This window comes from Saccharothrix xinjiangensis, from assembly GCF_039527585.1.
In the GTDB taxonomy this organism is placed as follows: domain Bacteria; phylum Actinomycetota; class Actinomycetes; order Mycobacteriales; family Pseudonocardiaceae; genus Actinosynnema; species Actinosynnema xinjiangensis.
The window spans coordinates 111,821-124,239 of record NZ_BAAAKE010000018.1 but is presented as its reverse complement, the minus strand read 5'-3'; the positions used below and the strand labels follow the sequence as shown (position 1 = coordinate 124,239).

General features: G+C 74.4%; 13 protein-coding genes and 1 pseudogene. 10 read left to right on the top strand and 4 right to left on the bottom strand.

Translation table 11 applies throughout. The annotated features are described in order from the left end of the window. Positions 1 to 39 precede the first annotated feature (39 nt). A complete protein-coding gene (locus tag ABD223_RS29015; protein ID WP_344039762.1) occupies positions 40 to 1,374 on the top strand; it encodes an oxygenase MpaB family protein in 1,335 nt (444 codons plus the stop codon). 95 nt (positions 1,375 to 1,469) lie between these two features. Here the strand turns inward: ABD223_RS29015 and ABD223_RS29010 are convergent, their stop codons facing one another. The 3 genes from ABD223_RS29010 to ABD223_RS29000 form a co-directional block, all read right to left on the bottom strand. Continuing rightward, a complete protein-coding gene (locus ABD223_RS29010; protein ID WP_344039761.1) occupies positions 1,470 to 1,826 on the bottom strand; it encodes a hypothetical protein in 357 nt (118 codons plus the stop codon). 111 nt (positions 1,827 to 1,937) lie between these two features. Further along, complete coding sequence (locus tag ABD223_RS29005) at positions 1,938 to 2,075, bottom strand: hypothetical protein (protein ID WP_344039760.1); 138 nt, start codon at positions 2,073 to 2,075, stop codon at positions 1,938 to 1,940. Between the two features lie 64 nt (positions 2,076 to 2,139). Continuing rightward, the gene (locus ABD223_RS29000) at positions 2,140 to 2,373 is read right to left on the bottom strand and encodes a hypothetical protein (protein WP_344039759.1); all 234 of its coding nucleotides are present in this window, start codon (positions 2,371 to 2,373) and stop codon (positions 2,140 to 2,142) included. A gap of 112 nt (positions 2,374 to 2,485) precedes the next feature. Between ABD223_RS29000 and ABD223_RS28995 the strand changes: the two are divergent. The 9 genes and pseudogenes from ABD223_RS28995 to ABD223_RS28955 form a co-directional block, all read left to right on the top strand. Further along, a pseudogene (locus ABD223_RS28995) lies at positions 2,486 to 3,226 on the top strand (squalene/phytoene synthase family protein); the annotation flags it as partial. Between the two features lie 534 nt (positions 3,227 to 3,760). Next, positions 3,761 to 4,159, top strand: coding sequence for a TOBE domain-containing protein (locus ABD223_RS28990; protein WP_344039794.1), 399 nt, complete (start codon positions 3,761 to 3,763; stop codon positions 4,157 to 4,159). Then, entirely contained in the window at positions 4,156 to 4,929 is a 774-nt protein-coding gene (modA, locus tag ABD223_RS28985) for a molybdate ABC transporter substrate-binding protein (RefSeq protein WP_344039758.1), read from the top strand. Before ABD223_RS28990 ends, modA begins: the two co-directional genes overlap by 4 nt. Then, entirely contained in the window at positions 4,926 to 5,735 is an 810-nt protein-coding gene (gene modB / locus ABD223_RS28980) for a molybdate ABC transporter permease subunit (RefSeq protein ID WP_344039757.1), read from the top strand. The genes modA and modB overlap by 4 nt, the downstream gene beginning before the upstream one ends. After that, the gene (locus ABD223_RS28975) at positions 5,732 to 6,781 is read left to right on the top strand and encodes an ABC transporter ATP-binding protein (protein WP_344039756.1); all 1,050 of its coding nucleotides are present in this window, start codon (positions 5,732 to 5,734) and stop codon (positions 6,779 to 6,781) included. Before modB ends, ABD223_RS28975 begins: the two co-directional genes overlap by 4 nt. 101 nt (positions 6,782 to 6,882) lie before the next feature. Beyond that, complete coding sequence (locus tag ABD223_RS28970; protein WP_344039755.1) at positions 6,883 to 7,443, top strand: EF-hand domain-containing protein; 561 nt, start codon at positions 6,883 to 6,885, stop codon at positions 7,441 to 7,443. A gap of 213 nt (positions 7,444 to 7,656) precedes the next feature. After that, on the top strand, positions 7,657 to 8,250 hold the full coding sequence (locus ABD223_RS28965) for a GNAT family N-acetyltransferase (RefSeq protein ID WP_344039754.1): 594 nt from the start codon (positions 7,657 to 7,659) through the stop codon (positions 8,248 to 8,250). 103 nt (positions 8,251 to 8,353) lie between these two features. Then, positions 8,354 to 10,915: a DUF4118 domain-containing protein gene (locus ABD223_RS28960; protein ID WP_344039753.1), complete on the top strand. Its 2,562-nt coding sequence runs from the start codon at positions 8,354 to 8,356 to the stop codon at positions 10,913 to 10,915. Beyond that, complete coding sequence (locus ABD223_RS28955) at positions 10,912 to 11,583, top strand: response regulator (protein ID WP_344039752.1); 672 nt, start codon at positions 10,912 to 10,914, stop codon at positions 11,581 to 11,583. Before ABD223_RS28960 ends, ABD223_RS28955 begins: the two co-directional genes overlap by 4 nt. Positions 11,584 to 11,627: 44 nt before the next feature. On the opposite strand, the gene ABD223_RS28950 is transcribed toward ABD223_RS28955, so the two are convergent. Next, positions 11,628 to 12,374 (bottom strand): zf-HC2 domain-containing protein, encoded by a 747-nt coding sequence (locus ABD223_RS28950; RefSeq protein WP_380646974.1) that lies wholly within the window; start codon positions 12,372 to 12,374, stop codon positions 11,628 to 11,630. Between the last annotated feature and the right edge of the window lie 45 nt (positions 12,375 to 12,419).

Sequence of the window (12,419 nt, the reverse complement as noted above, 5' to 3'; positions counted from 1 at the left end):
TGAACTGTTCAGGTCGGTCGAGGTGCCGGGTGGTGGGGCGTGGGTTACTGGTTGCCGACCCTTGCCCCCGCCGTTCTCCGGGACGGCGCCTTCGTGCCCGAGGAGAACGACGTCATGGCCGGCGATGGACTTTCCGATGATCTCGGGCGGGTGGGCGATCCGGTCGCGGAACGCGTCGTGGCCGATTTGGTGGCCGAGGACCGCTTGGGTGAGGTGAACCGGCTGCTCCGGGAGTGGCGGTCCAACGACCAGCAGATCCCCGAGGGTTTGCCGGCCGGCCTGCGGGAGTTCCTGGAGCAGGCGCGCAGGGCCGTGCCGGAGTGGGCCGACCAGACCCGGTTGCGGCGGGTTCGCGAGTTCTTCGAGGATGACGGCATCCACATCGGCGCGGCTCTCGCGCTCGGGTCGATGGCCCTGGCCTACGCCGTTCCCCTGGGCGCGAAGATGATGAGCCTGACCCACCGGTTGCGGTACCCCGAGCGGCGCATGGCCAACACCGCCCAGTTCGTCTTCGACCTGATGCGCCCGGACCCGTTCGGCCCGAACAGCCAGTTCGTGGTGAGCGCGGTGAAGGTCCGCCTCATCCACGCCACCATCCGCCACCACCTGCGGGCGAGCGGCAGCTGGGACGAGGAGAACGACAAGGTCCCCGCCTCGCAGGAACACCTGCTGATCGTGTGGCTGGCGCTGTCGGTGCAGGTGATCGACTTCCTCGGTCGGCTGCGGGTCACGGTGACCGAGCAGGAGGCCGAGGACTACCTGCACACCTGGCGGGTGGCGGGCACCTACCTCGGTATCCGGGCCGAGGCCATGCCGGACACCATCGCGCAAGCCCGCCACGTGCTCGCCGACGCCCTGGCCCGGGGCGGCGGACCGTCCCCGGAAGGCGCCGAGCTGACCCGGCACCTGCTCGCCCTGTACGCCGACGCGGTGCCCGGCCGCCTGTTCGACGGGATCGTCCCGGCCTACCTGCGACACCTCATCGGCAAGGACATCGCGGAGTGGCTGGAGGTGCCGAGCTCCCGGTTCTGGCAGGTCGCCCTGGGCGGGTACCTGTTCGTCGTCGGGCTGGTGGAGAAGGTCGAGGACCGGAGCCGGATCGGTCGGTGGGTCCTGGACAAGGCGGGGCAGTTGATCTACGACCTGGAGTTCCGGATCCTGACCCAGGGCAAGAGCACACACCTCGAACTGCCCCTGGAGCTGGCCGGCTACAACCCGGCCCCCTTGCAGGCCGCCGCGATGGCACCGGTGGAGCGCGCGGGCGAAGAACCCGTGATCCCCGTGGAGGAGCTGATGGCGGAGACCGTGCCCGAACCGCGCGACTCGACGGAGCACGACCCGGCCACGGCACAAGAACCCACGACACGCTCCTGAACCGCGCCGACGCCGCTCTCCGGCGTCACGGCCGCGGTTGGCGGTGAACAGCAGGGTCTGGTCGGCGGAGAGCCGGCAGGCGCAGGCGCCGTCGATCAGGGTGCCGCGGCTGACGCGCAGGGCGGCGAGGAAGTGCTCGGTGCTCGCCAGGCGGAGCCCCGGGTGAGGGCGTCGAGCACCTGCCGGGCGGCTCGGCGCCCGGCTTCGGCCTGGTGGCGCAGGTCGGGTCGTTCGTCGATGATCCGGTAGGAGGAGAAGTCGGCCAGACCGATCACGACGACGGTGTCGCTGCCGCCCGTGCAGTAGATGAGTTCGCGGTAGAAGGTGCCGACCTCGCACGCCTCGCCGCGGCGGGGGTGGTCCATGCCGCCGTAGACGAGGTGGCGGCCTTCAAGGCTTACCCTGGTGTAGCGGCCGTCGAACTCGCCCTGCTCGGTCAGTTCGATGCCCATTCCGGTCCGGTGCGAACAGGTCCTCTCGAAGAAGACCGACGCCTCCGCATCCGCGGTGTCCGAAGGTGGTCACACCGTCCTTCGCTGGTCAGCCGATCCCGTGACCGTTGATCAGCCAGGTCGGAGGAAGGCGACGCCGACCTCGATCGGCGACGCCTCGTCCACCCGATGCGCTTCGAAGTCGCCGTCGTCGGACGCGATCACGGTCGCCGGAATGGCCACCGCTGCTGCGGCGATACCGGCCGCCATCCACGGCGGAGCTCTCCGTGCCGGGTGTCGCCGTTCCACGTCGTCCTCTCGTGCGTGTCAACGACTACGAACAACTGTCATGTTTCTCCGGCTCAGTGGTGGGACGCGGCAGAAGCTGAACGTGGCGCTGGCGCTGGCGCTGGCGCACGATCCCCGGGTGCTGTTGTTGGACGAGCCGCGGCACTGCGGCGGGGTTCTCCACCAGCCCGGTACTGGGCCACCTCGCCATCCGGCTCACCTGGTTCGCGGTGGCGGCCCTGATCGCACTGGTGAGCTTCCACCGCAGCACCCGCAGCACTCGCAGCACCCTGCCCGCTGCCCCACAGACCCCCGCGCCCCCGTTACGCCGAACCCCCGCGCCCTGGGCGTCGGCGTCCGACACGACAGCACCCTGAGGTCCCCGTCCCCGGATGCGCACACACCCACACCCCCAGCCCACCCCGGCGCCCTTCGACGACGTCACGCCCGCGTGGCGGGGCCGGACCACCGGCCGTGCACTGATGGGCGAGGACCCCCTCTTACGGGCGGCGTACCGGCTGTGCCGCCGCACCACACGAGCGCACGACCCCGCCATCCACGCCCTCGTCCAGCTCCTGCCGGCCGTGCTGCGCCCGGCGTGCTGGGCCCTGTGGGCGGCCGCCAGTGCCCTGGACGACCTGGCGGACCGTCCAGGAGCGGAACCGGCCCGGCGCGCTGCCCACGTCGAGGCGTGGGCCAAGGCCCTGGAATACGACCTGTCGGTGGGCACGAGCACCGATCCGATCCGGCACGCCCTGGTGGACACGGTGGCGCGGTGGCGTCTGGACCTGTCCGGCCTGCGGGGCGCGATGGCCACGACACGGGACGACGCCCGCGGTCGGCGCTTCACCGACTGGGGCCAGTGGCGGGCCTGGCGCAACCAGGAAGTGGCGCCCTGGGTCGACCAGGTGCGGCAGCTGCTCGACCAGGCCGGCGCGCCGATGACGCTGCGGTTGGACCGGCAGGCCGACTACCGGCCCTTCGTCGACGGTGCCCAGCTCACCGACACCCTCACCGACCTGGGCACCGACCTCGCCCAGGGCCACCTGCTCCTGCCACGGGAAGACGTGGACCCCTTCCCCGGAGCGGAGGAGGACCTGATCCGACGCCGCTGGAGTCCGGCCTCGGCGGCCCTGATCGCTGAGTCGAAGCCCTCAGGCGCGAAGAACACCGCACCCGCGACCGCACCGGACCGACCCTCACCACCTGCCTCGACTACGGCGGCCGCGACGAGATCACCCGCACCGCCGCCGCACTCGCCCAAGCAGCCCGCGACGGTGACGTCGACCGCTCACGTCACCCTGACCACCACCGGCCAAGGGCCTGGGCCGGCACGGATCCCAGGGCGTCGTCCACGGCACGGCGGGGTCGACGGTCGTGCCAGGTCCTGCGACCCGCAAGCGTCAAGCGCCGAATGTCGCGCTGATCACGCGGTGCGCACGGTGGCGCACGGTGGCGCACAGGTCGAACGTCAACTCGTCGGTGACCGCGATGTCGATCTTCCCCGACGGGCGGACCACGCACGCGTGGCCCTGCCGGTTCAACTGAGCAGGGGAGCCCGGCGGTGGCTTGCGGTCGACAGCGCGGGCGCCGGCCTGGTGGGTCCACCGCGAAATCCTCGCCAGGTCGCTCGCTCGACCGGTGGACGCGGAGCTAAACTGCCATTCGTGCCGAATCTGCGGATCAGCGAGGCCGCCGCGCTGCTGGGGGTCAGTGACGACACCGTGCGCCGGTGGATCGACCAGGGGCGCTTGGCGTCGGTCCAGCTGGACAACGGGCGCAAGGGCGTCGAGGGCGCCGAGCTGGCGGCGTTCGCCCAGCGCGCCGCCGAGGCCGCCGAACCGGGCGTCACGATCGCCGCGTCGGCGCGCAACCGGATGCGCGGCATCGTGACCAGGGTCGTCAAGGACGGCGTGATGGCGCAGGTCGACATGCAGGCCGGGCCGTTCCGGGTCGTGTCGCTGATGAGCCGAGAGTCGGCCGACGAGCTGGGCCTGGAGGTCGGCAGCGTCGCGGTCGCCTCCATCAAGTCCACCCACGTCGTCGTCGAGATCCCGGAGGCGTGACCGTGACCCGGGCCGCGCGCGCGTTCGCGGTGGTCGTCGCGTCCGCCCTGTCGCTGGCGGGTTGCGGCGGAGGCGGCGCAGCCGAACCGGGCGGGACCGGCGAGGTCGTGGTGTTCGCCGCGGCCTCCCTGACCGGGACCTTCACGCGGTTGGGCGAGGACTTCGAGGCGGCCAACCCCGGCGCCGCGGTCGAGTTCAACTTCGCGGGCAGCTCGGCCCTGGCCCGGCAGATCAACCAGGGCGCGCCGGTCGACGTGTTCGCCGCCGCCGACCCGGCCACCATGGCGCAGGTCCGGGACGCGGGCGGTGTCGTCGCCCCGCCCACCGCGTTCGCGCGCAACCGGCTCCGGATCGCCGTGCCGAGGGGCAACCCCGCCGGCATCACCGGGTTGGCCGACTTCGGCGAGGCCGAGGCCACGATCGCGTTGTGCGCGGAGCAGGTGCCGTGCGGCGCGGCGGCGAAGAGGGCGTTCGAGGCGGCCGGCGTCACCCCGCGGCCCGACACCCTGGAGCAGGACGTCAAGGCCGTGCTGACCAAGGTCCGGCTCGGCGAGGTCGACGCCGCGCTCGTCTACGCCACCGACGTCGAGGCCGCCGCCGGCGAGGTGGAGGGCATCGGGTTCCCCGAAGCCGACAAAGCCGTCAACGACTACCCGATCGCCCCGCTGGCCAAGGCCCCCAATGCCGCCGGAGCCCAGGCGTTCGTCGACTACGTCCTGTCGGACAAGGGCCGCGCGGTGCTCACCGAGGCCGGGTTCACCGCACCGTGACCCGCACCCGCAGGCGGGCGGCACGCGGTCGGGCGCCGCTGGCCCTCGTGCTGCCCGCCCTGCTGGGGCTGGCGTTCCTGCTGGTCCCGTTCGCCGGGCTGCTGCTGCGCGCGCCGTGGGGCACGCTGCCCGCCCAGCTGCTCAGCCCCGGCGTCGGGGAAGCGCTGCGGCTGTCGCTGGTGTGCGCGACGCTCGCGACCGCGGTGTGCGTGGTGCTCGGCGTGCCGCTGGCGTGGGTGCTGGCCCGCGCGGACCTGCCCGGTCGGGGGTTCCTGCGCGCCCTGGTGACCGTGCCGCTGGTGCTGCCCCCGGTGGTGGGCGGTGTGGCGCTGCTGTTCGTCCTCGGCCGCCGGGGCCTGGTCGGGCAGCACCTGGACGCCTGGTTCGGCGTGTCCCTGCCGTTCACCACCGCCGGTGTCGTGGTGGCGGAGGCGTTCGTCGCGATGCCGTTCCTGGTCATCTCGGTGGAGGGCGCGCTGCGGGCGGCCGACCCGCGTTACGAGGAGGCCGCCGCCACGCTGGGCGCGTCGCGCCGGCACGCGTTCCTCCGCGTCACCCTGCCCTCCGCCCTGCCCGGCCTGGTCGCGGGCACGGTGCTGTGCTGGGCGCGGGCGCTGGGGGAGTTCGGCGCGACCATCACCTTCGCGGGCAACTTCCCCGGCGAGACCACCACCATGCCGCTGGCCGTCTACCTGGCCCTGGAGACCGACCCGGACGCCGCGGTCGTGCTCAGCGTGGTGCTGCTGCTCGTCTCGGTCGCCGTGCTGGCCGGGCTGCGCGACCGCTGGCTCAGGGGAGTCGCGTGACCCTCGACGCCCACCTGCGCGCCACGCGCGGCGCCTTCGACCTCGACCTGGCGCTGACCGTCGAGCCCGGCGAGGTCGTCGCCCTGCTCGGCCCCAACGGCGCGGGCAAGACGACCGCGCTGCGCGCCCTGGCCGGCCTGCTCCCGCTCACCGGCGGCCACCTGCGCCTGGGCGACCGCGCCTGGGACGAGCCGCCGGGCGCGTTCGTGCCGCCGGAGCAGCGCCCGATCGGCGTGGTGTTCCAGGACTACCTGCTGTTCGGCCACCTGTCCGCCTTGGACAACGTCGCCTTCGGCCCACGCGCGCGGGGGGCCCGCAAGGCCGACGCCCGCGCCACCGCCCGCGCGTGGCTCGACCGCGTCGGCCTCGCCGAGCACGCCGGCAGCAGGCCCCGCGCCCTGTCCGGCGGCCAGGCCCAGCGCGTCGCCCTGGCCCGCGCCCTGGCCACGGAGCCCGCGCTCCTGCTGCTCGACGAACCGCTGGCCGCCCTCGACGCCGCCACCCGCCTGCTCACGCGCGCCGAGCTGGGCGACCACCTCGACCGCTTCACCGGCAGCGCGGTCCTGGTCACCCACGACCCGGTCGACGCCATGGTGCTGGCCGACCGCCTGGTCATCCTCGAACACGGCCGGGTCGTGCAGCAGGGCCCACCCGTCGACGTGGCCCGCCACCCCCGCACCCCGTACGTGGCCGACCTCGTGGGCCTCAACCTCTACCGGGGCACCGCCGACGGCGCCGGGGTCGACCTCGTCGACGGCGGCCGGTTCACCCTCGCCCGGCCCGCCCACGGCCACGTGCTGGTCACCTTCGCCCCCACCGCGGTCAGCCTCCACACCACCCGGCCCGCGCACGACGCCGTCAACACCTGGGAGGTCACCGTCACCGGCGTCGAGCAGCACGCCCACACCAGCCGCGCCCGCCTCGCCGGCGCGCCACCGACCCTCGCCGACCTCACCGCCGCGACCGTCGCCGAACTGCGCCTGCGGCCCGGCGACCGGCTCTGGGCCGCCGTCGAGACGGCCGAGACCCGCGCCTACCCCGCTTGACCGAAGTGCCGTCCCCATGACCCGAACGGACCTGTCCCGGTCGCGCCTTATGGCCCAATGCTGTGTCCTGTACGGGTACACCGCCGCGCATGGAGGATGTCGTGCCTCTGACCGACCTGCTCAAGACCAAGATCGACCGCGGTTTCGGCCACCTCGACGTCGACGGTGACGGCCTGCTCACCGAGCAGGACCACGTCCTCATGGGCCACCGCGCCGCGAGGGCGCTGGGCCACGCGCCCGGTTCGCCGCAGGAGCAGCGCATCGTGGAGGCCTACCTCCGCATCTGGCACGACCTGCACCGCCCGCACATCCCCGGCGGCGGCGAGGCCATCACCCGTGAGCAGTTCCTCGCCTCCACCGGCAGCCTCGCCGACGACCCGCGGGCCGCGCGCGCGAGCGTGGGCGCGCTCGCGGAGGCCTTCCTCGCCATCGCCGACACCGACACCGACGGGCACGTGAGCCCGGCCGAGTTCCTGGTGTTCCAGCACGGGCACTTCCCGGGCCTGACCGAGGAGGAGTCGAACGAGGCGTTCCGGCACCTCGACGTGGACGGCGACGGCCGGCTCACCGCCGAGGAGTTCGTCCAGGCGTGCGTCGACTACTGGTCGAGCACCGACCCGGACGCGCCCGGGAACTGGTGGTCCGGCAGGCCCGTGACCTGACGCCGGCCACGCCCGTGACCTGACGCCGGCCCGCACCGGGGCAGCGCTCCCACCGGGGCCGCGGTCGGCCGCGCGCCGGCTACCGTCGCCGACGGCGGACCGCGGCACCGTGATCCGATATGGTCCGGGCCGATGATTCCGCAGCCTCGCCCCTCGGACCCGTCGGCCGACACCGACTTCCCGTCGTCGGGTTCGCCCGTCTTGGGGCGGAAAGTGCGGTTACGCGCGATCGAACCCCGTGACCGGCCCACGCTGGTCGGGTTCGACCGGGATGCCGCCGACCCCGGGTCGCCGCGGGTCGGCGGCTACCGGCACTGGGCGGCGCACCGGGTCCGCACGCCCGATTCGGGCGAGGACCTCCAGTTCGCGATCGAGGCGCTGCACAGCGGGGTGCTGGTCGGGTCGGTGTCCACGGTCCAGGCCGACGCCGCGTCCGACCGGTTCAGCTACGGCATCGGGATCGGGTCCCGGCACCGGCGGCGCGGCTACGCGGCCGACGCCATCACCGCCCTGCTGGCGCTCATGTTCGGGCAACGCGGCCACCGGACGTGCGAGGTCGGCATCTACGGCGGCAACTCCGCCTCCCTGGCGCTGCACGCCGGCCTCGGCTTCCGGGAGCGCAAGCGCCTCCTCGACCCCGACCCGTCCCGGGGCGAGTTCCGGCACCTGGTGCTCATGACCATCACCGCGCGCGAGTTCGCCGCGCTCCACCCGGACCGCGCCGGGTCGCCCGACGTCGGCGGTCCTCGCCGCGGCCGGCACTGGCGCGAGCGGCGGGGCCGGCACTGGTCCGCCCAGGAGAGCTGACGCAGGAGAGTTGACGCAGGAGAGCTGACGCAGGACAGCTGACGGGACCGCGCCGCCCGGACCCTCGGCCGTGGCCCCTGCCGGGCACGCGCACACTGGAGCGGTGAACGGCAAGCGCAAGCGCGGCGAGCTGAGGATCTACCTCGGCGCGGCGCCGGGTGTCGGCAAGACCTTCGCCGTGCTCGGGGAGGCCCACCGGCGTCGTGACCGGGGCACCGACGTGGTGGTCGGCCTGGTCGAGACGCACGGGCGGGAGCGGACCGCGGCCCTGCTCGGCGGCCTGGAGCAGTTGCCGCGCAGGCAGGTCCGGCACCGCGGTGTCGAGTTGCCGGAGCTGGACGTCGACGCCCTGCTCGCCCGCGCGCCCGAGGTGGCGGTGGTGGACGAGCTGGCGCACACCAACGCGCCGGGTTCCCGCAACGCCAAGCGCTGGCAGGACGTGGAGGAGTTGCTGGAGGCGGGGATCGACGTGCTGTCGACGGTCAACGTGCAGCACCTGGAGTCGCTCAACGACGTGGTCGAGCGCATCACCGGGGTGGCGCAGCGCGAGACCGTGCCGGACGAGGTGGTGCGGCGCGCCGAGCAGGTGGAGCTGGTCGACATCACGCCGGAGGCGTTGCGCCGCCGGTTGGCGCACGGCAACGTGTACGCCGCGCACAAGATCGACGCGGCGCTGGGCAACTACTTCCGGGTCGGCAACCTCGCCGCGTTGCGCGAGCTGGCCCTGCTGTGGTTGGCCGACCAGGTGGACGTGGCGCTCCAGCGGTACCGCTCGGAGCAGCGCATCACCGACACCTGGGAGACCCGCGAGCGGGTCGTGGCGGCGATCAGCGGCGGCCCGGAGAGCGAGACGCTGATCCGGCGGGCCCGCCGCGTCGCGCTGCGCGCCGGTGCGGAGCTGATGGTCGTGCACGTCCTGCGCGGCGACGGGCTGACCGGCGCGTCGCCGCGGTCGGTCGCCGGGTTCCGGCGGGTCGCCGAGGACCTGGGCGCGACCTTCCACACCGTGGTCGGCGACGACGTGCCGACCGCCCTGCTGGAGTTCGCGCGCGGCGTCAACGCCACCCAGCTCGTCCTCGGCACGTCCCGCCGGCCCCGGTTGGCGCGGGTGTTCGAGGAGGGCATCGGTTCGGCGGTGATCCAGGCGTCCGGGCCCATCGACGTGCACATGGTCACCCACGAGGAGGCGCGCCGCGCGCCCCGGTGGCGGCCGAGCCGCAAGGCGCTGTCCCGGCGTCGCGAGCTGGCGGGGTGGCTGCTGGCCGCGGTGCTGCCGCTCGCGGTGACCGGGGTGGGCCTGCTGGGCGCGCGCGAGCTGGCCTTCGCCACCGACGTGGTCGGGTTCTTCCTGGCCACCGTGCTGGTCGCGCTGATCGGCGGTCTCGGACCCGCGGTGGTCGCGGCGCTGTTCGGCGCGGGCCTGCTCAACTTCTTCTTCACCCCGCCCTACCACAGCCTGGCCGTGGCCACGCCGGAGAACCTGGTCACGCTGGCCGCCATGCTGGTGGTCGCGGTGCTGGTCGCGCTGGTGGTGGACCGGGCCTCCCGGCTGGCCGAGCAGGGCGCGCGGGCGCGCACCGAGGCCGCCCTGCTCGCCTCCTACGCCCGCACCGTGCTGACCAGCCAGTTCCCCGTGGTGCGGCTGCTGGAGCAGGTGCGGGAGAACTTCGGGCTGGAGTCGGTGGCGCTGCTGGAGCGGCGCGGCGGGGCGTGGGAGCGCGTGGCCTGCGTCGGGCCGAAGCCCTGCGACGAGCCCGACGAGGCCGACGTGGACGTGCCGGTCACCGCGGACGTGCACCTGGCGCTGCGCGGGCGGGCGCTGCCGGCGAGCGACCAGCGGGCCCTGGAGGCCGCGGCCGGGCAGGCGGTGCTGGCCCTGCGGCAGCAGCGGCTGGCCGCGGAGACCGCGCAGGCGCAGCGGCGGGCCGAGACCACCGAGCTGCGCACCGCGCTGCTGTCGGCCGTGGGCCACGACCTGCGCACGCCGCTGACGTCCATCAAGGCCGCGATCGGCAGCCTGCGCGACCCCGAGCTGAGGCTGTCCGCCGAGGACACCGCGGAGCTGCTGGAGACCGTGGAGGTGTCGGCCGACCGGCTGACCGGGCTGATCGACAACCTGCTCGACTCGTCCCGCCTGGCCACCGGGGCGGTCGCGCCGCGGCTGAGGGCGGTCACCTACGACGAGGTGGTGGCCCTCGCGCTGGCGGGCGTCGACGAGCGCGCCACGGTGTCGGTGGACGTCGCCGAGCACCTGCCGCCCGTGCTGGCCGACCTGGGCTTGATGGAGCGCGTGGTGGCCAACGTGGTCGACAACGCCCTGCGCCACGGCAGGCTGAGACCGCGCCGCGCGGTCGACGTGGACGGCGACGGCGCCATCACCGCGGACGAGCCGGAGGTCGCGGTGCGCGCCAGCGCCTACGGCGACCGGGTGGAGCTGCGCGTGGTCGACCACGGCCAAGGCCTGCCCAAGAACACGGCCGAGGCGGTGTTCGCGCCGTTCCAGCGCCTCGGCGACCGCGACGCCACCCCCGGCGTCGGCCTCGGGCTGAGCGTGGCCAAGGGCTTCGTGGACGCCATGGGCGGCACGATCACGGCCGAGGACACCCCGGGCGGCGGCCTGACCGTCGTGATCTCCCTGCCGGTCGCCCGGGTGGCGGTGTCGTGACCACGATCCTGGTCGTGGACGACGACCCGCAGGTCCTGCGGGCGCTGCGGATCAACCTGACCGCCCGCGGCTACGAGGTGCGCACCGCCGCCGACGGCGTGTCGGCGCTGCGCGAGGCGGACGGGGTGGACCTGGTCCTGCTCGACCTCGGGCTGCCCGACCTCGACGGCGTCGAGGTGATCACCCGGCTGCGCCGGTCGAGCACCGTGCCGGTCGTAGTGCTGTCCGCGCGGCCGGGGTCGGCGGCCAAGGTGCGGGCGCTGGACGCGGGCGCGGACGACTACGTCACCAAGCCGTTCGGGATGGACGAGCTGCTGGCCAGGCTGCGGGCCGCGGTGCGCCGCTCCGGCAGGCGGCCGTCCGGCGAGCCGCCGGTGCGCACCGCGTCGTTCACCGTCGACCTGACCGCGAAGAAGATCGTCCGCGAGGGTCGCGAGGTGCGCCTGACGCCGATCGAGTGGGGGCTGCTGGAGGTCCTGGTGCGGGCGGGCGGCGAGGTGGTCGACCCGGAGAGCCTGATGGCGCGCGTCTGGGGGCCCGCCTACACCTCCGCCACCCACTACCTGCGGGTCTACCTGGCGCAGCTGCGGCGCAAGCTCGAACCCGAACCGTCCCGGCCGCGCCACCTGCTCACCGGACCCGGCCGGGGCTACCGGTTCCGGGTGTGAGCCGGGCGGGGCCGATCGGTCGGGGTGTGCGGGAGGCCCGTCCGTCAGGCCGCGCGGCCCCGGCCCACCGGCCTCAAGCGCGTTCCCCGCGCCGGCCGGGTCCCGCCCTCGCCTCCCGGTTCGGCGTCCGACCCGGGGCCGGTGCCGACCCCGGGCTCGACGTCGGCCTCCCGCTCCCCGTCGGGGTCGCGGTGACCGCGCCGGACCACCACCAGCACCACCAGGGCCAGCACCAGGATCACGTGCGACGTCACCCGGGTCACCGTCGCCTGCCCGTTCACCAGGTCCCACGCCGAGAACCCGCCGACCACCACCACGAACGCCGCCACCACGGGCAGCAGCCCCGCCGCCGCCCGCGGCTTGAGCGCCGCCCACAGCAGGCCGACCCCCAGCGCCAGGTTCCACGCCGTGCCCTCGTTGAACAGGTGGCCGGGTCCGTGGTCGCCGTGCCCCGACACGCGCGCCGCGCCCGCGCCCGCACCCAGCAGCTGGGACAGCCCCAGGGTCAGCTGCGCGACCGCCACGGCCGCCAACCCGCCGCGCGCGTACCACCCGTCGGTGCGCACGAGCGGTGGCGCGGCGTCCAGCACGGCGGTCGCCAGGTCCGGTGTCGGCGTCGCCGGGCGCAGCCGCAACGACCTGGTCAGCGCGGTCGCGCGGTCCTGCCACGCCCGGCACGACGCGCACCCGGTCAGGTGCGCGTCGGTCTCGGCGGCGGGCGCGGGTTCCTCCTCGCCGTCCACCCGGGCTGACAGGGCCTCGCGGCAGGTGTCGCAGTCCACGACGAACATTGTCGGCCACCCGGCGGCAGAAGTCGCCCGATCCCGCCCGTGCGG